The 23,574-nt window shown below is 45.6% G+C and carries 18 protein-coding genes; 9 read left to right on the forward strand and 9 right to left on the reverse strand.

Translation table 11 applies throughout. The annotated features are described in order from the left end of the window. The first annotated feature begins 19 nt into the window (after positions 1-19). Positions 20-2,581, forward strand: coding sequence for a penicillin-binding protein 1A (locus BCU75_RS17915; protein ID WP_198593435.1), 2,562 nt, complete (start codon positions 20-22; stop codon positions 2,579-2,581). A 105-nt stretch (positions 2,582-2,686) separates the two neighbouring features. Here the strand turns inward: BCU75_RS17915 and oxyR are convergent, their stop codons facing one another. Continuing rightward, positions 2,687-3,580 (reverse strand): DNA-binding transcriptional regulator OxyR, encoded by an 894-nt coding sequence (oxyR, locus tag BCU75_RS17920; RefSeq protein ID WP_076675443.1) that lies wholly within the window; start codon positions 3,578-3,580, stop codon positions 2,687-2,689. Here oxyR and BCU75_RS24635 point away from each other — a divergent pair. From BCU75_RS24635 to BCU75_RS17935, 3 genes are all read left to right on the forward strand, one after another. Next, positions 3,579-3,758 (forward strand): hypothetical protein, encoded by a 180-nt coding sequence (locus tag BCU75_RS24635; protein ID WP_017080197.1) that lies wholly within the window; start codon positions 3,579-3,581, stop codon positions 3,756-3,758. The genes oxyR and BCU75_RS24635 overlap by 2 nt on opposite strands. A 44-nt stretch (positions 3,759-3,802) precedes the next feature. Then, the gene (locus BCU75_RS17930) at positions 3,803-4,531 is read left to right on the forward strand and encodes a glutathione peroxidase (protein WP_004729672.1); all 729 of its coding nucleotides are present in this window, start codon (positions 3,803-3,805) and stop codon (positions 4,529-4,531) included. A 345-nt stretch (positions 4,532-4,876) separates the two neighbouring features. Next, on the forward strand, positions 4,877-6,343 hold the full coding sequence (locus tag BCU75_RS17935) for a dihydrolipoyl dehydrogenase (protein WP_102474643.1): 1,467 nt from the start codon (positions 4,877-4,879) through the stop codon (positions 6,341-6,343). A 237-nt stretch (positions 6,344-6,580) separates the two neighbouring features. Here BCU75_RS17935 and BCU75_RS17940 read toward each other — a convergent pair whose 3' ends face one another. Next, positions 6,581-6,928, reverse strand: coding sequence for a RidA family protein (locus BCU75_RS17940; protein ID WP_004729674.1), 348 nt, complete (start codon positions 6,926-6,928; stop codon positions 6,581-6,583). A gap of 89 nt (positions 6,929-7,017) precedes the next feature. Between BCU75_RS17940 and BCU75_RS17945 the strand changes: the two genes are divergently transcribed. Beyond that, positions 7,018-7,266, forward strand: coding sequence for a DUF3624 domain-containing protein (locus tag BCU75_RS17945; RefSeq protein ID WP_076675447.1), 249 nt, complete (start codon positions 7,018-7,020; stop codon positions 7,264-7,266). Between the two features lie 259 nt (positions 7,267-7,525). On the opposite strand, the gene argH is transcribed toward BCU75_RS17945, so the two are convergent. The 4 genes from argH to argC form a co-directional block, all read right to left on the reverse strand. Beyond that, positions 7,526-9,400 (reverse strand): argininosuccinate lyase, encoded by a 1,875-nt coding sequence (gene argH / locus BCU75_RS17950; protein ID WP_076675449.1) that lies wholly within the window; start codon positions 9,398-9,400, stop codon positions 7,526-7,528. 347 nt (positions 9,401-9,747) lie between these two features. Beyond that, positions 9,748-10,959, reverse strand: a complete 1,212-nt coding sequence (locus tag BCU75_RS17955) for an argininosuccinate synthase (RefSeq protein ID WP_102474644.1) — start codon at positions 10,957-10,959, stop codon at positions 9,748-9,750. 113 nt (positions 10,960-11,072) lie between these two features. Then, positions 11,073-11,861, reverse strand: a complete 789-nt coding sequence (gene argB, locus BCU75_RS17960) for an acetylglutamate kinase (protein WP_102474645.1) — start codon at positions 11,859-11,861, stop codon at positions 11,073-11,075. Between the two features lie 12 nt (positions 11,862-11,873). Next, positions 11,874-12,878 carry an N-acetyl-gamma-glutamyl-phosphate reductase gene (gene argC / locus BCU75_RS17965; protein WP_102474646.1) on the reverse strand — a complete coding sequence of 335 codons (1,005 nt, stop codon included), beginning with the start codon at positions 12,876-12,878 and terminating at the stop codon, positions 11,874-11,876. Between the two features lie 153 nt (positions 12,879-13,031). Between argC and argE the strand changes: the two genes are divergently transcribed. From argE to BCU75_RS17980, 3 genes are all read left to right on the forward strand, one after another. Further along, complete coding sequence (argE, locus tag BCU75_RS17970) at positions 13,032-14,168, forward strand: acetylornithine deacetylase (protein ID WP_102474647.1); 1,137 nt, start codon at positions 13,032-13,034, stop codon at positions 14,166-14,168. A 251-nt stretch (positions 14,169-14,419) separates the two neighbouring features. After that, positions 14,420-17,056 (forward strand): phosphoenolpyruvate carboxylase, encoded by a 2,637-nt coding sequence (gene ppc, locus BCU75_RS17975; protein WP_198593436.1) that lies wholly within the window; start codon positions 14,420-14,422, stop codon positions 17,054-17,056. A 373-nt stretch (positions 17,057-17,429) separates the two neighbouring features. Next, a complete protein-coding gene (locus tag BCU75_RS17980; protein WP_102474648.1) occupies positions 17,430-17,969 on the forward strand; it encodes a PadR family transcriptional regulator in 540 nt (179 codons plus the stop codon). A gap of 115 nt (positions 17,970-18,084) precedes the next feature. On the opposite strand, the gene metF is transcribed toward BCU75_RS17980, so the two are convergent. The 3 genes from metF to BCU75_RS17995 form a co-directional block, all read right to left on the reverse strand. After that, the gene (metF, locus tag BCU75_RS17985; RefSeq protein ID WP_076675458.1) at positions 18,085-18,984 is read right to left on the reverse strand and encodes a methylenetetrahydrofolate reductase; all 900 of its coding nucleotides are present in this window, start codon (positions 18,982-18,984) and stop codon (positions 18,085-18,087) included. Positions 18,985-19,301: 317 nt separating this feature from the next. Then, positions 19,302-21,713: a bifunctional aspartate kinase/homoserine dehydrogenase II gene (locus BCU75_RS17990; protein WP_102474649.1), complete on the reverse strand. Its 2,412-nt coding sequence runs from the start codon at positions 21,711-21,713 to the stop codon at positions 19,302-19,304. A gap of 2 nt (positions 21,714-21,715) precedes the next feature. Continuing rightward, positions 21,716-22,897: an O-succinylhomoserine (thiol)-lyase gene (locus BCU75_RS17995; RefSeq protein WP_076675462.1), complete on the reverse strand. Its 1,182-nt coding sequence runs from the start codon at positions 22,895-22,897 to the stop codon at positions 21,716-21,718. A 208-nt stretch (positions 22,898-23,105) separates the two neighbouring features. Between BCU75_RS17995 and metJ the strand changes: the two genes are divergently transcribed. Further along, positions 23,106-23,426: a met regulon transcriptional regulator MetJ gene (metJ, locus tag BCU75_RS18000; RefSeq protein WP_004729686.1), complete on the forward strand. Its 321-nt coding sequence runs from the start codon at positions 23,106-23,108 to the stop codon at positions 23,424-23,426. Positions 23,427-23,574 lie beyond the last annotated feature (148 nt).

The raw sequence follows: 23,574 nt of genomic DNA on the forward strand, positions 1-23,574 counted from the left end.
ACTAATCAGGGATTATCCGGTGAAGTTCATAAAGCGATTATTCATATTTACATTGATTTGCATGATTCTTGGAGTCAGTACAATTTTTGGGTTTTATTATTACGTAAAACCAGAATTACCTGATGTTGCCACTTTGCGTGACGTGAAGCTCCAAACGCCAATGCAAGTCTTCAGTCAAGACGGTAAGTTGATCTCTCAATTTGGCGAAAAGCGTCGTAACCCAGTGACTTATGACGAGATTCCTCGCCACTTAGTTGAGGCCCTGATTGCCACCGAAGATAGCCGTTTTTACGAACACCCAGGTATTGATCCAATCGGTATCACCCGTGCAGCGCTCGTCGTTGCTATGTCGGGTTCGGCAAAACAAGGGGCTAGTACCATTACTCAGCAGCTTGCGCGTAACTTCTTCTTATCTAATGAGAAAAAGATCATGCGTAAGATCAAAGAGATCTTCATTGCGATCCATATTGAGCAGCTACTTAGCAAAGAAGAGATCATGGAACTTTATGTAAACAAGATCTTCCTTGGTCACCGCTCGTACGGTTTTGGTGCTGCAGCGCGTGTTTACTTTGGTAAAGACCTCCCTGAACTGACTCTGAGTGAAATCGCTACGCTAGCCGGTATGCCAAAAGCGCCGTCCACGATGAACCCTATCTATTCGATTGAGCGCGCGACTCACCGTCGTAACGTGGTATTACGTCGTATGTTAGACGAAAAATACATCACTCAATCAGAGTACGATGACGCTCGCAGTGAAGAACTTATCTCGAAATATCACGGTGCCGAGATTGAACTGAGCGCGCCATATGTTGCTGAAGTAGCACGAGCTTGGATGGTTGAACGCTATGGCGAAGCCGCTTACACATCAGGAATGAAGGTTTACACAACCGTTGATTCGAAACTGCAAAAAGCAGCGAACCAAGCGGCAATTAAGAACCTACTTGGTTACGATGAGCGTCACGGCTACCGTGGTGCGGAAAAAGTATTGTGGCAAACAGCACAATCAGCTTGGGATCAAGAACAAATCGTTAAACACCTTAAGTCTCAACCAACCTATGGTGACTTAGTCCCTGCTGTTGTTACCGCTGTTGATTCGAAAAGCGCTCAAGTTTGGGTTAAGAACCAAGGCGAAGGAACTATCGAGTGGCAAGGCATGAACTGGGCACGTAAATTCCTAACGGATAATCGCCAAGGGCCAGCCCCCTCTCAAGCGAAAGAGATTCTTGCTGTTGGTGAGCAAGTTTGGGTTCGCCATGAAGCAATTACAGGAGACGAAGTATCTGAAGAACCGACAGAAGAGTCAGCAGAGGCGAAGTCAGAAACACCTGTTGAATGGCGACTAAGCCAAGTACCCAATGCGAACACTGCTTTTGTTGCAATGAACCCGAACAACGGCGCGGTATTGTCGATGGTGGGTGGCTTTAACTTTGTTCACAACAAATTCAACCGTGCGACGCAATCTATTCGTCAGGTGGGTTCTGGTATCAAACCATTTATTTACTCAGCGGCCATTGATAAAGGCTTAACGTTAGCATCCCTGATCAACGATGCGCCTATCAATCAATGGGATAAGAGCCAAGGTACCGCATGGCGACCAAAGAACTCACCACCGACCTACGTGGGTCCTACGCGTTTACGTATTGGCTTAGCTCAATCTAAAAACGTAATGGCTGTGCGTGTGCTGCGTGAAGTTGGTTTAGATGATACTCGTAATTACCTAACTCGTTTTGGTTTTGATATTGACGAAGTACCTCGCTCTGAAACCATTGCTCTAGGTGCGGGTAGCTTAACGCCAATGAAGGTAGCTCAAGGTTACTCAGTATTCGCTAATGGCGGCTACTACGTTGAACCTTTCTACATCAGCCGTATTGAAACGCCATTTGGTGAGACTGAATTCGAAGCGACACCGAAAGTGGTTTGTAAGGACAATTGCGAGCATAAGGTTGCCACAGACCCAATGGCCGATGAGTTTGCAGAGCAAGATGTCGACGCGAAAGTACAGTACGCACCTCAAGTGATCTCTGAGCAGAACGCATTCCTAGTTCGTGAAATGATGTACAGCAACATTTGGGGCGGCGGTGATTGGAGTGCAGGCACTGGTTGGAATGGTACAGGCTGGCGTGCTCAGCCGTTGAAACGTCGTGACATTGGCGGAAAAACCGGTACCACCAATGACTCGAAAGATACATGGTACAGCGGCTACGGCCCTGGCATGGTTGCAACGGTATGGGTTGGTTTTGATAACCACAACCGTAACCTAGGTCGAACTAAAGCGAACTCTAACCTTGGCAAGAGCCAGATTACCGGTGCCGAAGCGGGCGCTAAAACGGCAGAGCCTGCATGGGTTGACTTCATGGGTACAGCGTTAGCAGGCGTTCCTGCACAACGTAAAGAGCTTCCAGAAAACATCATCCGGGTTCGTATCGACCGTGAAACGGGCTTACTGACGAACAAGTTCGATAGTTCATCAATGTTCGAGTACTTCGAGAAAGGCACAGAGCCAACAGAGTACATCACTGAACGTTTCAATGATGACATCTACTCAACGTCATCAGGCGAAGCCGTAGAAGAGCTGTTTTAATCGATAGCTAAACCAACAAAAAAGGGTTGATATGAATTCATATCAACCCTTTTTTATTTATCTACAGTTTAAACTACTTTGTACCTACAATTCTTAGTTTGCCCGTTAAGCCGTTTTATCTAATTGAGTTCGGATAGACTCAGCCAATTGCTCAAAACGCCCCTTTAGCGGAGAGCCTGGTCGGTAGGCAACAACAATGCGACGTGAAGGCGTTGGGTTCACTGCAGGCACATAACACACACCATCTTTCTGCTTCTCTTTTGGTACCGATAGCTGAGGCAGCAAGGTAATACCAGCTCCAGCCGCTACCATATTACGCAGCGTTTCTAAGCTGGTCGCTTTAAAACGTTCATCATCCTTTGCGCCCGCAGCAAAACAGAAGCCCAAGGCTTGGTCTCGTAAGCAGTGACCATCACCTAGCGCAAGTACAGTTTGTCCGTTTAATTGCAGCATATCGACAGTGTCCTGCTGTGCCCATTCATGGTCACACGGGACGGCAACACTTAATGGCTCGTCATAGACATCAATCTCTTTGAACGCCGCCGTTTCATCAACAGCAGCCAGCACCAAGCAATCAAGCTTGCCATCTTCTAACTGACTCACTAACTGATGCGTCTGCGCTTCGTGCAAGTAAAGTTCAAGATCTGGGAAACTCTCTTTTAGATAAGGAATAATCTTGGGCAAAATGTACGGGCCAACGGTCGGGATAAAACCAATGTGCATTGGGCCCGTCATCGCTTCACCGTGTCCACTCGCCATATCTTTAAACGTCTTTACCTCATTGAGAATGCGCTTGGCTTGTTCAACAAGTTGTAAACCTGATTCTGTAAATATTACCTTCCTTGGGCTACGCTCGGTTAACTGAAGTCCAATTTCATCTTCCAGTTTGCGTATTTGACCGCTCAATGTCGGCTGACTTACAAAGCACGCTTCTGCTGCTTTTCGAAAATGTTTGTGCTCAGCGAGCGCCACCAAGTATTCAAAGTCACGAATGTTCATGCTCAGTCTCTTACCTCAGGTTTTAATAAGAACAAGGGTTTTAATAGAAACATTTAAAAGAAAAATGCTCTTGATAGAATTTACCTATCAAAACCATAACATCAAACGATTAGAGCTATCAAAGGATTTATCTAATAATGGGCTCAACGAAACGAAACAGAGCAAAGAAAAACGTTAAGCTCTGATAGAACAAAATTAAAAATACTATTTAAGGAAATCAATATGTTTGCATCTAAAGAAGGTCAATCAATCCCTCAAGTAACATTCCCAACTCGCCAAGGTGATGCATGGGTTAACGTAACGACGGAAGAGCTATTCAAAGACAAGACAGTTATCGTATTCAGCCTTCCTGGTGCGTTTACACCAACATGTTCTTCAAGCCACTTGCCTCGTTACAACGAGCTGCACTCTGTATTCAAAGAAAACGGCGTTGATGACATCCTTTGTGTTTCTGTAAACGACACGTTCGTAATGAACGCATGGAAAGCAGACCAAGAAGCTGAAAAAATCACATTCATCCCAGATGGCAACGGTGATTTCACAGACGGCATGGGTATGCTAGTTGAGAAAAATGACATCGGCTTCGGCAAACGTTCATGGCGCTACAGCATGCTGGTTAAAAACGGCGTGGTAGAAAAAATGTTCATCGAAGAAGACGTACCAGGTGACCCGTTCAAGGTTTCTGATGCAGATACTATGCTTAACTACCTTGCTCCTGAGCACAAAGAGCAAGAGTCAATCACAGTATTCACTAAGCCAGGCTGTCCTTTCTGTATGAAAGCGAAACAAAACCTAATCGACAAAGGTCTAAACTACGAAGAAGTGGTTCTAGGTAAAGATGCAACAACCGTAAGCTTACGTGCAATCTCTGGTCGCACAACCGTTCCTCAAGTATTCATCGGTGGCAAACACATCGGTGGCAGCGAAGAACTAGAAACGTTCCTAGGTTAATCACTAAGTCGTCGATAAAAGCTTAAATCTTTAAATAATTTAAGCAATACCAGCTAACCCACCCTCTTGTGGGTTAGCTATTCCAAACGACTCTTATCTGAGCTTTGGAAAAAGATTATAGCTTCGGACTCGCCGACTTTTAACTAATCTATATTTAGTAAGCAGAAGCCAGTTAGTAACAAGAAGCAGTTAGTAACAAGAAGCAGTTAGTAACAAAAAGCTGAATCACAAGCGAAACCTAGTAAAACAGAATCACAAAACAGACCCGCAATCCTGACTCTCAAAAAATCACCAGAGTTGGAGGGGTTCGTTCAAACTAAATTTAGCCATTGCGAGAAAATTATTATGAAACAAGTCAATGTAGATGTAGCAGTTATCGGGGGCGGTACGGCAGGTCTAGGTTCTTACCGCGCTGCAAAAGCACACACTGACAGTGTCGTGATGATTGAAGGCGGCCCTTACGGTACAACCTGTGCTCGTGTTGGCTGTATGCCATCTAAACTGCTTATTGCAGCTGCAGAAAGCGTACACCAAATCGAGAAGGCTCCGGCTTTTGGCGTTCACCCACAAGGCGATATTGTGATTAACGGCCGTGAAGTGATGGACCGAGTGAAATTTGAACGTGACCGTTTTGTTGGTTTTGTTTTAGAAGGTGTTGATGAAATCCCAGAGCAAGACAAGATCTCTGGCTACGCAAAGTTCTTAGACGACAATACGCTACAAATCGATGACCACACGGTTGTCACCGCTAAACGTATTGTTATCGCGACAGGTTCGCGCCCTGCATACCCTGCAGTTTGGAATGAACTGGGTGACCGTCTGATCATTAACGATGACGTGTTCAGCTGGGATGATTTACCAGAATCGGTTGCGGTATTTGGCCCAGGGGTTATTGGCCTAGAGCTTGGTCAGTCACTGCACCGCCTAGGTGTGAAAACAAAACTGTTCGGTCTAGGTGGTCAAGTTGGCCCAGTGACCGACCCAGAGATCATGGCTTACGCAGATAAAGCGTTCAATGAAGAGTTCTACCTAGATGCTGACGTAAAAATCGAAAGCATGAAGCGTATTACTATTGAGTCGGGTGAAGCTCGCGTTGAAATCCAGTTCATCAATAAGCAAGGTGAACTAGAAACCAATATCGTTGAGTATGTGCTGGCAGCAACAGGCCGCCGTCCTAACACAGATAAGCTTGGCCTAGAGAATACCTCTCTAGAACTTGATGAGCGTGGTGTTCCAATTGCCGACCACTACACGCTACAAACATCGCTATCATCAGTCTTTATTGCTGGTGATGCAAGTAACCAGCTGCCTCTATTGCATGAAGCAGCAGACCAATCGCGTATTGCGGGCGACAACGCAGGTCGCTTTCCTGAAATTCGAGCAGGCTTACGCCGCTCTAAAATCTCAGCGGTATTCTCTGACCCGCAAATCGCGATGGTTGGCGAAACATACAAAGAGATAACAACACGCTTGGGCACATGTGGTTGTTTCGCAACAGGAGAAGTGTCGTTTGAGAGCCAAGGTCGTTCACGAGTGATGCTACGCAACAAAGGTATTCTGCACGTCTACGGCGAACAAGGCACCGGTCGCTTCCTTGGTGCTGAGATGATGGGGCCAAATGCGGAACACTTGGCTCACTTATTAGCTTGGGCGCATCAAAATAAGATGACGGTTTCGGAAATGCTAGATATGCCGTTCTACCACCCAGTAATCGAAGAGGGTGTGCGAACAGCGCTGCGTGACCTCAATGCGAAACTGCACCTTGGTCCAGAGACGGTGAAACACTGTCTAGATTGTGGTCCTGGTTGTTAATCTCAGGCTATCGTTAGCAATGAGCAAACGCTAGATACTAAAAAGGAAAGCCATTGGCTTTCCTTTTTTTTTGGCAACGAGCAAATAACAGATTCCCGATTACGCTCCTTTGTCGCTTTCGGGAATGACGCTGCTTTATTTATGCAACTAAACCAAAACTTAACCGTCATTCCAGAACCGAGGGACGAGGTATCTGGAATCTCTTGAAGCAATTGCCTGTCGCTAAAGATTTAGCTATTACTTTTCAGCTGCAATCACAGAGATCTCTACAAGTAGCGCTTCACGAGCCATGTCGCCAGTCACACATGCGCGTGCTGGAGCGTGACCTTCCGGAACCCATGCATCCCATACTGCGTTCATTTCTTGGAAGTCTTTCATGTCTTTCAAGTAAATCGTTGCTGACAGCATGTGTTCTTTGTCGCTGCCTGCTTGCTCAAGTAGGGCTTCCACTTTATCCAGCATCGTCTGTGTTTGTTCTGTGATGTCTTTCGTTGCATCAGCACAAACTTGGCCACATAGGTAGATAGTGCCATTGTGTTTAACAATACGGCTCATGCGTTGCTTGGTTTCTTGGCGCTCAATCATCAACTTCATCTCTATCTGTGTCACCATGATCCAATATCTTGTGACGTGTTATTATCAAGGCAACAAGCATAACGCGAATCAAACCCAAGATGACATGCATTCATTGCAATAAAAGTGAAAAAATCCGTAACAAACTCGGCCGCTGCCAGCGTTGCATGAATCAGCTGATGGTGTTGTCGATTTTAAGTTGGGGAGTATGGTGGCTGTTTTTCAAAGAAGCCCCAAAAACCATCAATGCCATCGCTTTGATGATGGCTGCGTTCGCATTCAGTGGCTTGCTATCGTTGCATTGGATAATGAAGTTTGTCGTGCTGCCTTTAAGGAACAAAAAGCGTTAATAGAGACTTTGCTAGATAAGTGATAAAGGCTAGATAAGCGATAGAGGTTAGATGCTCAGTTAAATAACCCTGCTTAGTAAATCATCATCATTGTCCAAACAGCAGATAGAAAAAAGCCCCAGAACCAATCGATTCTAGGGCTTTCTTAGAAAATTCTAAGAAAAAGCAGTGGTACTTTAATAGACCGGACTTTTCTTAGTTTGTTCCCAAAAAAGATCAGATTTTTGATCTTTTTTTTAGGGGCTATAAAATCAATGCGTTATGCAACATTCACCTTAGCGATAATCTGCTCGACCAAGTTCACTTCTAAAGCCACTTCATCACACGCATGTTGACGAGGACACTGGTCACAATCTTTCAGCACCTTCTCAGGTAACAGAGATTTCGATGTCGGTAAGAAGTCATGCTTCATAAAGAACTCTGGAGTACGAGTCAATACGAACACCTTCTTGATGGCCATTTGTCGCGCTTTCTCAACCAAATGCTGCACAATCGCGGTACCCTGCCCTTGACCTTGCCAGCCAGCTTCAACACCTAATGAACGTATTTCCGCTAAGCCAGAATCATACACGTAGAGTGATGCACAACCTGTCACCTCACCATGATGTTCTGCAACAGCAAACGAGCCAATATCACGCACCAGTTCATTACGAGAGCGAGGTAGGTTTTCACCCATGTTCGCCCAATAGGCCACCATGCCTTCCAACGCCTCAATATCCGTCAGACGAGCGGAACGAACTTTCACTATGGAAGTATCACGCTGTGATAAACGCTTCTCAGCTTGGTCAACCGCGTAAGCTACTTGTTGTGGTGATACACCACCTAGCGCGCTACGTTTTTCCAGACACGATTCAATGGTTAGGATGTCATACACATCCTCTTCGATCACCTCAGAGAACTCTTTCATCTCTGCGATGGTTAACTCTTCTAATGCACAGCCTTTAGCAATCGCCGCCACTACTGTTACACCGACAATGTGGTGAGCTTCACGGAAAGGAATGCCTTTCGCTACTAGGTAATCAGCCAGTTCAGTTGAGTTCGCGTAGCCTTGTTTCGCCGCTTCTAGTGTACGTTCGCCGTTCACTTTGATGCCGTCAAAACACAGTGCTGCCATTTCCATGCAGTCATTCCAAGTATCTAAAGCGTCGAACAGACCTTCTTTATCTTCTTGCATGTCTTTGTTGTAGGCTAAAGGCAGAGCTTTCACTGTCATCATCATTGCAGCTAATGAACCGTATACACGGCCAGTTTTGCCACGGATAAGTTCTAGCGCATCCGGGTTTTTCTTTTGTGGCATCAGAGATGAACCTGACGTCACGGTATCGGCTAACTCGATAAAGTTTGATTCACCTGAGTTGTAGAAAATCATATCTTCAGCAAGACGTGAAAGGTGAAGCATTGAGATAGATGCAATCGACATCAGCTCCATCACATGGTCACGGTCAGACACTGAATCTAGAGAGTTACGCGTTGCACGACGGAAACCTAAGTTGTGAGCTAACTCTTCGCGGTCCATCGGGTAAGCCGTTCCAGCAAGGGCACCAGAACCCAGCGGACATGTATCTAGACGCTTAATCGCATCATTCAAACGAGAATAATCACGCTCAAGCATTTCAACGTAAGCCAAGCACCAGTGAGCAAAAGTTACCGGCTGAGCACGTTGTAAGTGAGTATAACCAGGAAGCACGGTTTCTTGATGCTGAGAAGCAACGTTTACCATTTGGCTTTGCAGACGATCAAGCGCTAACAGCAGCTGATTACCTTGCTGACGACACCAAAGTTTAAGGTCCGTCGCTACTTGGTCATTACGAGAACGGCCAGTATGCAGTTTTTTGCCCAAATCACCGACTTTGCCGATAAGTTGTTGCTCAACCCAACTGTGAATATCTTCTGCATCAGAACGTAAAATCTGTTCAGGATCTTCCATCACTTCGAGTTTTAGCTCATTCAGTGCAAGCTCTAATCTTTGTTGCTCTTCTTCTGTTAGAACATTGACCGACTGAAGAGCCTTTGACCAGGCAATAGAGCCCACAATGTCTTGCTCAGCCAATCGGTAATCAAAACGAAGAGAATCGTTAAAATCTTTGAACCGGGTGTCTGCTGCTTGGGTAAATCTACCGCCCCATAATGCCATTGTGTATCTCCTAATTGCACAGTGCTCACTGTTTTTGCAAATGATAATTCTGATTAAGATTCAGTATTTTTCTGATGGTTTAAACTTACGGCAATTCAAAATGAAAATAAAGTATTAATTCATTATTTTCACATATTTATTCACCAAGAGATCATTCCATTACTTATTTTAAGCGTGGAGCGCGAATTATATGCCATTCGACAGTAAAAACCGAAGCTGATTTATTAAACGAACAGAAAGCAAAAAGCCCATTCACTAGTCAATAGTCAATGGGCTTTGCATAATTATGTCTGTTTACTGGCCTTCAACCTTTCGCTAAAGGCTAGCTAGCTAACTCATTGTTAGGATTACTTTTGGCTATTCAGAGCACGGATGCGGCTTGATAGCGAGTAAAGACGGATGAAGCCTTCAGCGTGGCTTTGGTCGTAAACTTCATCTTCACCAAAGGTTGCAAACTCTTCTGAGTACAGGCTGTTGTCAGAACGCTTCTGATTCACCGTTGCATGGCCTTTGTAAAGTTTGATAACCACTTCACCATTCACGTCTTGTGCTAGCTCATCTGTTGCTGCAAGAATTGACTTACATAGCGGAGTGAACCAACGACCGTCGTATACAAGGTGAGAAGCCTTAACACCCAGTTCTTCACGGAACTCGAACGCCGCTTTATCCAGAACCAGTTGCTCTACTGCACGCAGTGCTTCCATCATGATCGTGCCACCCGGAGTTTCGTAACAACCACGAGACTTCATGCCAACAAGACGGTTTTCTACGATATCGATACGACCAACACCATGCTTCGCACCCTTCTCATTTAGGTAAACCAGTGCGTTGTATGGCGTCATTGTTTCGCCATCAACCGCTACCACTTCGCCTTTTTCAACTTTAAGCGTCACTGTTTCAGATTCGTTTGGCGCTTGCTCTGGGTCTACAGTCCAAGCCCAGCAATCTTCATCCGGTGCGTTCCATGTATTTTCTAGAACGCCACCTTCTGTAGAAATGTGCCATGCGTTTGCATCACGCGAGTAAATCTTAGTAAGAGAAGCGGTACAAGGGATGTTACGCTCAGCTAGGTAGTCTAGACACTCTTCACGGCTCACTAGATCCCATTCACGCCAAGGTGCAATTACATGTAAGTCTGGTGCTAGTGCAGCAAATGCACCTTCAAAACGAACTTGGTCATTACCCTTACCTGTACAACCGTGACATAGTGCATCTGCACCCACTTTACGTGCAACTTCAACCTGTGCTTTCGCAATGATTGGACGCGCCATTGAAGTACCTAGCAAGTATTTACCTTCGTAGTAAGCGCCAGTTTTAAGCGTTGGGTAGATGTAATCTGCCACCATTTCTTCTTTAAGGTCAGCGATGTAACACTCAGACGCACCAGAAGCTTTTGCTTTCTCTTCAATACCAATCAGCTCTTCATCGCCTTGGCCTACATCAGCAACAAATGCGATAACTTCACAGTCATAGTTCTCTTTTAACCATGGAATGATTACTGATGTGTCTAGACCGCCAGAGTAGGCTACTACAACTTTCTTTACGTTAACTTTGCTCATTTTCTTTCTCCTAATTTCCATACTGCACATGGCGGTCAGCGTTGGAAATGACTTTAATAATTATATGTTTAATCTGTTTATCTAAATTCTTTAGTAGTCACTCGGTGTAAGGCCTACTGAGGTAAAAACTGTGTTCCTATGCTCTTACCTGAAAAAAGTTGTGTCAGCTTGTCTGGGTATCGCCAAGTAGCGACTTCAATTGGTCGTCCGAGGTCGTTAGCGGCTTCTAGTGCGGCTTGCACTTTCACGATCATGCCGTCGGTAATCACTTTACCTTTAATAAGGTCATCAGCTTGTTGTTGATTAAGGCTTGGAATCAAGTGGCCTTTACCATCCAATACACCACTGACATCAGAAAGCAGTACCAGTTCAGCATCAAGTGCGCCTGCAACGGCAACCGCGGCTTGATCGGCATTAACGTTCATCAGTTGTCCTTGCTCAGTGAGACCAATAGAACTAATGATTGGCAATGCACCAGCATTAAGGATCGCTTGCAGAACGGTTGAGTCGCCCGGCTCAGCTTTACCTACTGCACCTAATTCAGGGTTTAGCTCGCTGACTTTACATAGGCCACCATCAGCTAGGCTCAAACCAACGGCGTTGATGCCGTCTTTAATCGCCTGGCCTTGAAGTAATTTGTTGGCCGTGCCTGCTAACGCACCGGCAATAACTGGAATCTGATCATAAGGAGTAACACGTAGCCCCTCTTTCTTAACCGTTTCGAGGTTCAACTGATTCATCAAATCATCAACAAGGTAACCACCACCGTGAACAATCACGATTGGTCGTTGTGCCTGTTGTTGATAAGCAGAGATAGCACCAAATAACTTGCTAAGTGTTTCACCACAAGATAGCGCAGCGCCACCTAACTTTATGATTAATGGTTGATTATTAAGGCTCATATCTAGATTCCTTTACACTAACGCAGTTAATGGTGCAAAACCATAACGTAAATTTAAACACTGCATCGCTTGGCTAGATGCACCCTTTAATAAGTTATCAATCGCTGAAACAACGATGATGTGCTGACCTTGTACCTTCCAACCTAAATCGCAGAAAGGTGTTTGTTCTACATCTTGAATTTTTGGCAATGTTTCTTCGAGTAATCTCACAGCTGGTTTACCTTGATAAGCTTGTTCGAAGGCCTCTTGTATCTGTTGTTCTGTCACACCGTCAGCCAGTTTCATGGTAATGGTCGCTAAAATGCCACGCTTAAAGTTGCCCAGATGCGGAGTGAAAATCACATCACATCCTAGATGGGCAGCCATTTCAGGTTGATGACGGTGATTGAATACACCATAAGCTTGTAAGCTCACTTCACAGAAGCTGTTAACCATGCTCGCCTTGCGGCCTGCTCCAGTGACACCACTGGTCGCGTTAATCACTGGCCATTGGTTTGTATCAAGTAGCTTTGCTTCAACTAAAGGTTTAATCGCTAATTGAGAAGCTGTTGGGTAACAACCGGCTACTGCAACAAGCTGCGCTTCTTTAATTTCTTGCTCGTTCCACTCGGCTAAGCCGTAAGCCGCTTTATCTAGCCATTGTTCGTGTTGATGTTCAAAACCGTAAAACTCTTGGTAAAAGTTCTCGCCTTTAACTCTGAATGCACCCGATAGGTCGAATACTTGGCAATCGTTCTCAAGAAAGATAGGCGCTAGGTCGTGGCTGACTTCATGTGCTGTCGCTAAAAAAATCACATCAGACTGTTTAGCCATTTCTTCCGGATTTGTTAAAGGTTGTACTGGCATATCAATCAAGCCAGCTAACTTACCGTGCAGTGCCGCAATAGGTTTGCCTGCGTCTACACTATTGGCTGAGACATATAAACCTGATAGCGTGAGCTCAGGGTGTCTGTTTATCATTAGAGCCAGTTCTGCTCCTGTGTAGCCGCTTGCGCCAATGATCGTGGTTTTCAACATCTCAACACATCCATTCTTGAGGTAAGTTACATTTCAAATTTGACTATTCATACTTAATTTTTAGCTTTATTTGATTTCTTATGCATTAAATATGATTTAATATGTGTTTTACCGACTTATGGTTTTCCTGTCAATAGTAGAAGTGAAGTTATTATGCAATTACCGAGTTTTCTTGAGGTCTATAAAGGCCTGATTTCCACCGACTCCATTAGCTCGACCGATCCAAGCTGGGATCATGGCAACGAGAAAGTGATCGAAAAAATGGCTCAATGGTTTAAAGGCATAGGCTTTAACGTTGAGGTGGTAGAGGTCGAACCCGGCAAACATAATATGGTCGCAAAGATGGGCTCTGGCGAGGGAGGCTTATTACTTGCAGGGCACAGCGATACGGTGCCATTCGATGAAGGACGTTGGAACTTCGACCCTCACGCACTGACAGAGCACAACAACCGCTTCTACGGATTGGGCACGGCTGATATGAAAGGCTTTTTTGCTTTCGTTTATGAAGCTGCGAAGAAGATGGATTGGAACAAGCAAACCAAGCCGCTTTATGTATTAGCAACCTGTGACGAAGAAACCACTATGCTGGGTGCTCGTCATTTCACTGAAAATGCACCGTTTAAACCGGACTACTGCATTATTGGTGAGCCAACCAGCCTTGTACCTATTCGTGGTCATAAAGGCCATGTCGCCAATGCCGTGCGAGTAACGGGTAAATCAGGTCACTCTTCAGATCCCGCTTTAGGCGTCAATGCTATCGAGATCATGCATGAAGTGTTATTTGCTTTAATGCAGCTGCGTGACAAGTTAGTAAAAGAGTATCATCACCCGGGTTTTGCGATTCCAAGCCCTACTCTCAACCTTGGTCATATTCACGGTGGCGACAGTGCTAACCGTATCTGTGGTTGTTGTGAACTGCACTATGATGTTCGTCCTTTACCGGGCATTAGCTTAGATGGCTTGGATAACATGCTGCGTAGCGCGCTTAAAGAAGTAGAAGCAAAATGGCCAGGCCGAATTGAGATCACGCCACTGCACGAACCCATCCCGGGTTATGAGTGCCAACACGACCATCCATTTATCGGTGGAATGGAATCAGTTTGTGAAATTGAATCACAAACCGTGAACTATTGTACTGAAGCTCCTTTCCTTCAAGAACTTTGCCCAACCTTAGTTCTGGGCCCGGGCTCAATCGACCAAGCTCACCAACCGGATGAGTTCTTAAGCTTCGATTTTATTGACCCAACAATTGATGTTCTGAGTAAATCTATCCGTAAATATTGTTTCTAGTTATTTCTTCCCTTCCAATATTTTCATATAAAAGCCCCCCCAAAAGGCGGCTTTTATTCTGTTATCCCTGACACAGCCTGATCTTGTAATTAAATTTCACTTTTTCTCTAAGTTTTGAAAGATTTACTTCTCCCGCATTTTTAAACCTAATAATTGCAAACTTAGAATGCTTTATTTGACTAGATACAGCACTTTTCGCTAGATTGTGTACTTAACAAGGAACAATGGATGTAATTTTTTTACGAGGCAGGATGACAATGAACGAGAAATACGCCGCTCTCAAGAGTAACGTAAGCATGCTGGGACGCTTGCTAGGTAACACAATCCAAGATGCACATGGTGACGTTATCTTAGAGAAAGTGGAAACTATCCGTAAACTTTCCAAATCCGCCCGCGCAGGCAACAAAGCTGACCGTGACAGCCTAGTTGAAGAAATCAAAAACCTGCCGAACGAACAACTCACTCCTGTTGCTCGTGCATTTAACCAATTTCTCAACCTCACTAACATGGCAGAGCAATACCACACCATCTCTCGCCACTGTGAGGAGCATGTTTGCGAACCAGACGTGCTGCAATCTCTATTTTCTAAGCTAAATCAAAATGACATCAGCAAGCTAGACGCGGCTCAAGCCGTTCGCGACCTGAACATTGAACTCGTTTTGACCGCTCACCCGACAGAAATCACTCGCCGAACCATGATCAACAAGCTGGTTAAGATCAACGAGTGTCTGTCTAAATTAGAATTAAGCGATCTATCACACAAAGAACGCGTGAAAACAGAACGTCGCCTAGAGCAGCTTATCGCTCAAGGTTGGCACTCTGATGTCATTCGTCAGCAACGCCCGACACCACTTGATGAAGCTAAGTGGGGCTTTGCGGTTGTAGAAAACTCTCTATGGGAAGCCGTGCCTGATTTCCTACGTGATATGGACGGCCGACTAAAAGACTACCTTGGTGAAGGCTTACCAATCGATGCTCGCCCAGTACATTTCTCCTCTTGGATGGGTGGCGACCGCGATGGTAACCCATTCGTAACGCACACCATCACCAAAGAAGTACTGCGCCTATCTCGCTGGAAAGCCGCTGATCTTTACCTAGGTGACGTGAACGAGCTGATAACCGAACTGTCGATGACCAAGTGTAATGATGCCGTTCGTGAATTAGCAGGTGATGAGCACGAAGCTTACCGTGCAATCCTCAAGAGCCTACGTACTCTGCTCAACAACACGCTAGAAGTGCTTGACGCAAAACTGCACGACGCAGAAGTACCGAAGAAAGAAACATTGCAGAACATCGACCAACTTTGGACACCACTTTATGCGTGTTACCAATCACTGCACGAATGCGGCATGGGCGTAATCGCAGATGGTTCTCTGCTTGATACTCTACGTCGCCTAAAAGCATTCGGTGTACATTTAGTTCGTCTCGATGTTCGTCAAGAAAGTACACGTCACTCAGATGTGCTGTCTGAACTGACTCGCTACCTAGGCATTGGCGATTACGACCAGTGGAGCGAACAAGACAAGGTTGCTTTCTTAACCAATGAATTAAGCTCAAAACGCCCACTGCTACCGCGCGACTGGGAGCCATCTGAACAGGTCAAAGAGGTTTTGGACACCTGTAAAGTCGTTGCTGCTCAACCTCGTGAAGCCTTTGGTGCTTACGTGATCTCTATGGCTCGTACAGCATCAGATGTGCTGGCTGTTCACTTGCTGCTGCAAGAATGTGGTTGCCCGTACCGCATGGACGTATGTCCATTGTTCGAAACGCTAGACGACTTGAACAACTCAGAAGCGGTAATGAAACAGCTAATGAGCATCGACTTGTACCGTGGCTTTATCCAGAACCACCAAATGGTGATGATTGGATATTCTGACTCAGCAAAAGATGCCGGCGTAATGTCTGCAGGCTGGGCTCAGTACGACGCGATGGACAAGCTGGTTAAGGTTTGTGAAGGAGAAGGCATTGAGCTGACTCTATTCCACGGTCGTGGAGGTACAGTTGGTCGTGGTGGTGCGCCAGCGCACGCTGCTCTTCTTTCTCAGCCACCTAAGAGCTTGAAAGGCGGCTTACGTGTAACAGAACAAGGCGAGATGATCCGCTTTAAACTTGGCTTGCCAGATGTTGCAGTAAACAGCTTCAACCTTTACGCAAGTGCGATTCTAGAAGCGAACCTTCTGCCACCACCTGAACCAAAACAAGAATGGCGCGACCTAATGGAAGTGCTGTCTCAAGTCTCTTGTGAGGCTTACCGTAACGTGGTTCGCGGTGAAGAGAAATTCGTACCTTACTTCCGTCAAGCTACGCCAGAGCTAGAGTTAGGCAAATTGCCCCTTGGTTCTCGCCCTGCGAAACGTAACCCGAACGGCGGCGTAGAAAGCCTACGTGCGATTCCATGGATCTTCTCATGGAGCCAAAACCGCTTGGTACTTCCAGCATGGTTAGGTGCAGGTGAAGCAATTCAATACTCAGTAGACCAAGGCCATCAAGCGCTACTTGAAGAGATGTGTCGCGAATGGCCATTCTTCTCAACTCGTTTGGGTATGTTGGAAATGGTGTACTCGAAGTGCAACATGGAAATCGCTAAGTACTATGATCAACGCCTTGTTGATAAAGAACTGCTGCCGTTAGGTGAATTACTGCGTGAACAATTGCAGAAAGACATCAAAGCCGTGCTGAATGTAGAAAATAACGAGAACCTGATGCAGAGTGACCCTTGGGGGCTTGAATCAATTCGCCTACGTAACATCTATGTTGAGCCACTAAACATGCTTCAAGCTGAGTTGCTTTACCGTACTCGTAAGTGTGAAACACCACCAGCAGAACTAGAAGAAGCGCTAATGGTGACGATTGCAGGCATTGCAGCAGGTATGCGAAATACTGGTTAATTAGTGATTCCTACTATAACCTTATCAGTGTTTACATCCACAAAAAGAACAAAAGGTCGCCATGTGCGACCTTTTTATTTTGCTAGATAACCACTAATAAGTATTTTGTCAGTTTTTTGGGTTATTTTGTCCATGTATTCTACTTTATGCTTATTATTTAGATATACTACTGCTCCGCTGCGGAAACACTCCAAAAAAATAATCTGCAGCAACTTGACCAATAAACTGGTCAACCTAGGTGATAAACGGCTTTGTAAGGTGACATAACCAACCGCCGAGTTGGTGCTACTTAGACATAACCAATATAACGTGCCATTAGAAGCACACTTGTTGTCTAAGTATTTGTTTACTGTTTACCATTTGGATTTCAGACATGTCATTACCACACGTAATTCTAACCGTTTTAAGTACACGCGATGCTACTGGTTACGATATCACAAAAGAATTCTCCGCAAGCATTGGTTACTTCTGGAAAGCTAGCCACCAACAAGTTTACCGCGAGCTAAATAAAATGGCTCAGAACGACCAAGTAACTTGCGTGCTTGAACCTCAAGAAGGCAAACCTGATCGTAAAGTTTACTCTATCACTGACGCTGGTCGTGGCGCTCTAGGTGAATGGTTTGAACAGCCGACTGCACACCCAACGGTTCGTGATGAGTTCTCAGCTAAGCTAATGGCTTGTGCTGTTCAAGCATCTGACCCGTACCGTGTACAACTTGCTGAACTAGTAGAAGAGTCTCGCAAGCTGGTTTCTCACTACAAAGAAATTGAAGCGGCTTACTACGCAACGCCATCTACACTAGACAAGCAAGCACGCCTTGAGCGTCTAACGCTTCGTCGTAACCTACTTATCCGTGAAGCATGGATTGTATGGGCTGACGAAGTACTGCTTGAACTTGGTGCTCTTGCTTAAGTTAAGCTAGACGCTAGAAAAGTAAAAGGCTTGAACTCTTAGAGTCCAAGCCTTTTTTGTATCTATCGGATTTGAGATTTACAGCAAATGGCGCTTTAACAAGACTTAAGCTTAATTACAGCGCTGCAACTTGTGGGCGAACACCTAATGTATGGCAAAGTGCATAGGTCATTTCTGCACGGTTTAGCGTGTAGAAGTGGAAGTCTTTCACACCTTCACGGCTCAGCGTACGAACCATATCGATCGCTTGGCTCGCACCGACTAACTGACGAGTCGTTGGATCATCATCCAAGCCTTCGAATTGCTTGGCCATCCAACCCGGTACTTTTACGTTATTCATCGCAGCAAAGCGAGACGCTTGCTTGAAGTTAGAAACCGGCAAGATACCCGGTACAATCTCAACATCCACACCAGCCGCCACACAACGGTCACGAAAACGTAGGTAGCTTTCTACATCGAAGAAGAACTGAGTGATTGCACGATTAGCACCGGCATCTACTTTACGCTTTAGGTTAATAAGATCAGATTGAGCGCTTTTTGCTTCAGGATGAACCTCAGGAAATGCCGCTACTGAAATATCAAAGTCATGGCGGGATTTAAGCAACTCTACCAGGTCAGATGCGTACATATCTGGCGCACCGCCTCCTGCTGGAATGTCACCACGCAACGCAACAATGCTTTCAATGCCATTTGCCCAGTAGTCGTCAGCAATTTGAATCAGCTCTTCGCGGCTCGCATCGATACATGTTAGGTGTGGTGCAGCCACTAGGCCGGTTTGGCTCTTAATTTCTTTAATGATTGAGTGGGTACGGTCACGTTCACCCGAGTTTGCACCGTAAGTTACCGATACAAATTTTGGTTGAAGTGTTTTAAGACGGTGAACAGAATTCCACAGAGTCTCTTCCATCTTTTCACTGCTTGGTGGAAAAAACTCAAATGACACATTGATGTTGTCAGAAAGCTCAGCGATATTCTGATTTAAAGCGTCGATATGACTTGCGTGTGTGTAACCCATCTTACTCTCCCTGTGGCAAATGCAACCACTAAAACTCAAATCCTCAAACGACGTTTAGACGTCTATATGTCTGTAGAATGAATTGAATACGATTTAATGTCAACAGATCCATTATGAATTTTTCTCAAGTAGATCGTGAGCAAAACTCAAGTCGTTAGATGGGTCGCAAAGCAGAAATAAGGTAGAAAAAAGGCTGACAAACACATCGTGCTTTCAGCCTTATTTATCTTAGTGAATAGTATGCTATTTACGTACTAAAACAATTGATCTGGGTATCAACCCAATTGTTCTGAGTATTAAACCAACCGCTCTGAATATCAAAACAGGCTAGACATTCTGTTTAGGTCAGATTGAATTGCGCCAGCTGTTACTTCACGACCTGCACCCGGGCCACGAATAACCAATGGATTATCTTTGTACCATTTGCTCTCAATCGCAAAGATGTTGTCGCAAGGCAGTAAGTTCGCCAGAGCGTGTTCTTTAGATAGCGCTTCAACGCCTACGGTAGCTTTACCATTCTTCTCCAAACGCGCTACGTAACGTAGAACCTTTTGTTGAGAGTGCGCTTTTTCCAAACGCTCAGCTAACTCTTCACTCAGTATAGAAGCCTTATCAAAGAAATCATCCACCGATAGCTCTTGCAGCTCTGCTGGTACTAGCGATTCAACTTTCACGTTTTCAGGTTCAATATCTAAACCCGACTCACGTGCCAGAATCACCAGCTTACGCATCACGTCTGAGCCATCGAGGTCAGCACGAGGATCCGGTTCCGTCAGGCCTTGTTGCCACGCTAAATCAACCAGCTCGCTGAATGGCACCGTGCCATCAAACTGTTGAAACAACCAAGACAAAGTGCCCGAGAAAATACCAGACAGCGCAATGATGTCGTCGCCGCTTTCACGCAGGTCACGTACCGTGTGGTTGATTGGTAAACCAGCACCCACTGTCGCGTTGTACAACCAATGACGGCTGATCTTAGCGAAAGCATCTTGTACCTGATGGTAATACTCGCTCGATGCAGAACCTGCCACTTTGTTAGCCGAGATCAGGTGAATACCTTGTTGTGCGACTTGCAGGTATTTTGCTGCAAGCACAGGGCTTGCCGTAACATCTAAAACAACCGCTTCATCGTAGCCCTGGATAGAACCCAAACGTTCTAGCCAGTCGTTACCATTATTAGCAATCGCTTCATCATCAAAACGCTTACCAACAGAAGTCGCATCAATGCCTTGATCGTCGAACCAATAGGTTTGGCTATCAACCACCGCAACCAATTCAAAGTTCATTCCACGGCGCTTTTCGAGTTCCGCCTTTTGCTCAGCAAACAGGCTTAACCAACTTGAGCCAATGTTGCCTTTACCACACAAGGCAATTGCAACACGCTTCTGTGCTTGGAACAGTTGAGAGTGAATGCCTTTCACTAGGCTTGATGTTTCACTCTTACGAATCACAGCCACCAAGCTTAAGCCTGAGTTCGCTTCTGAAATGAACTCAACCGGCGAGCTCTTAAGCTGCTGGTAGAAACCGTAGCAATGGTTCGGGTTCTTAGTCACACCCGCCCCCACTGCAGCAATCAGAGAAAAACCTTCTTTCAGTTTAATCTCAGCTTCAATCGCATGGTCTTGTAGATATTCTAATGCACCACCAGCGATCTCTTCCGTATAAGCAAGGCGCAAGCAGTGTTGATCCGGTTCTAATTCATAAGCAAGCGGCTCTAATTGAGCACGCTTAAGCCCTTCAAGGACTTCACTCTCTAGACGGTCGAAATCATGGCCGTGACCAAAGGTCAGTTGCACGATAAGAACTTCATCCAAGGAGGTAATAATTTTTGCACCACGCCCCGATGCCAGTACTCGCTCTATCTGTGTAGAGCCCGCCTCCGGCTGGTAGCTGCAGCGTAAGCTCAGATCCATAGCACTTTGAGCGACAGGCTGTAACGTTCGGCTGTGTAGCACTGGAGCCGCAAGACGAGCTAATTCACTGGCTTCATCAAGGCGAAGCAGAGGTAATAAACACGCATCCGAAACCAAACGAGGGTCTGCGCTATATACGCCCGCCACATCACTCCAGATTGTCACGCGTTCAACTTCCGCCAGAGCGCCAATCACGGTTGCAGAGTAATCCGAACCGTTACGACCAAGCAGTACCGTTTCGCCTCCACAGTTCTGAGCCATAAAGCCAGTAATGACCACGCGGCAATGTGCATGCTGCGCCAAGGCTTCTTTAATCAGAGGATAAGAGCGTGCGCGGTCAACTTCAGGTTGAGCACCCGCTTCTGCACGTAAAAAGGCACGCGCATCTTGAGCAACTGCTTGTAAGTCATGCTGGCACAACAACGTCGCCAACAAACGTGAAGACCAAACCTCACCATGACCAAGTACTTGTGCTTTTTGTGCTTCACTCAAGGGAGCTGTGAGCTCACCCAAAGCGGTAAATTCTTGTTGAATGGTTGCCGTTAGTTGCGAGCCGGCTTCACCTTCAAGCAGAGCCTCAATCAGTTCAAGTTGAAACTGACGAAGGGTTTGCAGGCATTCATGAGCAATACGACCATCTTTGTCGAGCGCTTCGACAAATTCAATTAAGCGGTTGGTTGTTTTTCCTGCTGCCGATACCACCACCAAATCCGTCGCTGATGAATATTCTCTAAGAATATTGACCACGCGTTGGTAACATTCAGGGTTTGCTAAACTGCTGCCACCAAATTTATGTAGCTGGCGAAAGGTTGCCATTATTAAACCTCCCCTTCAGCGATAAAGCGTTGTGTTTTTTCGAAAGCTTGTTTGAGATCGTCAATTAGGTCTTCCGCATCTTCAAGGCCAACAGAAAGGCGCAGTAGTTGCTGAGAAACGCCCGCTTCAGCCAACGCTTCTTCGCCCATAGCACGGTGAGTCATAGATGCAGGGTGACAAATCAAGCTTTCAACACCACCCAGTGATTCAGCCAAAGAAAACAAATCTAATTTATCGACAAAGTATTTAAGCGCCTCGAATGAACCCGCAAACTCAAAGCTCAACATGGAACCAAAGCCCAACTGCTGTTTCTTCGCGATCTCATGACCTGGATGTTCAGGAAGGCTTGGGTGGTAAATAGTACCCACCAGATCTTGTTGTTGCAGAGCCGCCAGAATTTCACGAGAGCTTTCTTCGTGAACACGCATACGCGCACCTAGCGTACGAATACCACGTAGAGTCATGTAGCTATCGAATGGTGTGCCGGTCGCACCAATACAGTTGCCCCACCATGCAAGCTCTTCAGCGTGCTCTTCAGTTTTCGTCACTACAACGCCACCAATAACATCCGAGTGTCCGTTGATATATTTGGTGGTTGAGTGGATAACAAAATCAGCACCTAGCTCTAAAGGCTTTTGGAATACAGGCGTCAAAAACGTATTGTCGACAGCGACCAGAGCACCAACTTCTTTCGCTTTACGGCAAGTTTCTGCAATATCAACCACACGAACCAGTGGATTCGATGGCGTTTCGATCAAGATCAACTTTGGCTTGAGCGCGATCGCCGCATCCAGCGCTGCTTGATCCGACTGATCAACAAATAGAACTTTGAAGTCACCTTTTAGCGAGCGTGTATTGAACAGACGGTAAGTGCCGCCGTAGCAGTCGTGTGGGGCGATGATAAGATCGTCACCACCTAAGAAAGCGGATACCCATAAGTTAAGTGCTGAAGTACCACAGTTAGTGACAACCGCACCTTTGCCAGATTCAAGCTCAAACAGTGCCGTTTCTAGTAAACCACGGTTTGGGTTACCAGAGCGGGTGTAATCATACTTTGGCACTTCACCAAAAGCGGGAAAACCATAGTTAGTCGAAAGATAAATGGGTGGGACAACGGCATGGTGTTGCGTGTCTGACTCGATACCAGTACGTACTGCGATTGTTGCTGGCTTCCGGCTGCTCATAGGTGCTTCCTTACAAGTTTTGCGTCTGAGAATCACAGCAGCTTGTCGGCATTCTGCGGCTGTGTTAGATATATGTTATTCACTTTACTTTCATAAATGTGAGACGTCAACACTTCCAGACGTCTATATGTCTTTGCTTATGGCAGTAAATCCCGCTAAAATCACCACTATTAATTTATTCTAACAACTAAAGTGATGAAGGTACGCAATGGCCGACTGGAATGGTGAATACATAAGCCCATATGCTGAGCATGGAAAGAAAAGCGAACAAGTAAAAAAAATTACAGTTTCTATCCCTCTAAAAGTGTTAAAGGTTCTTACTGACGAGCGTACTCGTCGCCAGATTAATAACCTACGCCATGCAACAAACAGTGAGCTACTGTGCGAAGCCTTTCTACATGCGTACACAGGCCAACCACTGCCAACGGATGAAGATCTCCGTAAAGACCGTCCAGATGACATCCCTACTGAAGTGAAAAAGCTGATGACAGAGATGGGTATCGAATTCGAAGCGTTTGACGAAGAATAAAAACCACTCAGTCACTGCCTTCAATATTGATTCGCTATAACTGAACCTTATTTGTCACTTCGCGGCACTACGTTTTCTATGACCACGCTGTAAATGATAGACATAAAAAAACCGACTCTTGATGAGTCGGTTTTTTATTATTCTTTTT

Source organism: Vibrio splendidus (assembly GCF_002873455.1).
Taxonomy (GTDB): domain Bacteria; phylum Pseudomonadota; class Gammaproteobacteria; order Enterobacterales; family Vibrionaceae; genus Vibrio; species Vibrio splendidus_J.

Coding starts and splice junctions, on each gene's coding strand:
- oxyR (WP_076675443.1), bottom strand. CDS start 3,580: ATGAACATTCGTGACTTTGAATACTTGGTGGCGCTCGCTGAGCACAAA.
- BCU75_RS17935 (WP_102474643.1), top strand. CDS start 4,877: ATGAAACAAGTCAATGTAGATGTAGCAGTTATCGGGGGCGGTACGGCA.
- BCU75_RS17955 (WP_102474644.1), bottom strand. CDS start 10,959: ATGAGCAAAGTTAACGTAAAGAAAGTTGTAGTAGCCTACTCTGGCGGT.
- metJ (WP_004729686.1), top strand. CDS start 23,106: ATGGCCGACTGGAATGGTGAATACATAAGCCCATATGCTGAGCATGGA.
- BCU75_RS17930 (WP_004729672.1), top strand. CDS start 3,803: ATGTTTGCATCTAAAGAAGGTCAATCAATCCCTCAAGTAACATTCCCA.
- BCU75_RS17945 (WP_076675447.1), top strand. CDS start 7,018: ATGACATGCATTCATTGCAATAAAAGTGAAAAAATCCGTAACAAACTC.
- argB (WP_102474645.1), bottom strand. CDS start 11,861: ATGAGCCTTAATAATCAACCATTAATCATAAAGTTAGGTGGCGCTGCG.
- argC (WP_102474646.1), bottom strand. CDS start 12,878: ATGTTGAAAACCACGATCATTGGCGCAAGCGGCTACACAGGAGCAGAA.
- BCU75_RS17990 (WP_102474649.1), bottom strand. CDS start 21,713: ATGGCAACCTTTCGCCAGCTACATAAATTTGGTGGCAGCAGTTTAGCA.
- argE (WP_102474647.1), top strand. CDS start 13,032: ATGCAATTACCGAGTTTTCTTGAGGTCTATAAAGGCCTGATTTCCACC.
- BCU75_RS17940 (WP_004729674.1), bottom strand. CDS start 6,928: ATGATTGAGCGCCAAGAAACCAAGCAACGCATGAGCCGTATTGTTAAA.
- BCU75_RS17980 (WP_102474648.1), top strand. CDS start 17,430: ATGTCATTACCACACGTAATTCTAACCGTTTTAAGTACACGCGATGCT.
- BCU75_RS24635 (WP_017080197.1), top strand. CDS start 3,579: ATGCTCAGTCTCTTACCTCAGGTTTTAATAAGAACAAGGGTTTTAATA.
- argH (WP_076675449.1), bottom strand. CDS start 9,400: ATGGCATTATGGGGCGGTAGATTTACCCAAGCAGCAGACACCCGGTTC.
- ppc (WP_198593436.1), top strand. CDS start 14,420: ATGACAATGAACGAGAAATACGCCGCTCTCAAGAGTAACGTAAGCATG.
- metF (WP_076675458.1), bottom strand. CDS start 18,984: ATGGGTTACACACACGCAAGTCATATCGACGCTTTAAATCAGAATATC.
- BCU75_RS17995 (WP_076675462.1), bottom strand. CDS start 22,897: ATGAGCAGCCGGAAGCCAGCAACAATCGCAGTACGTACTGGTATCGAG.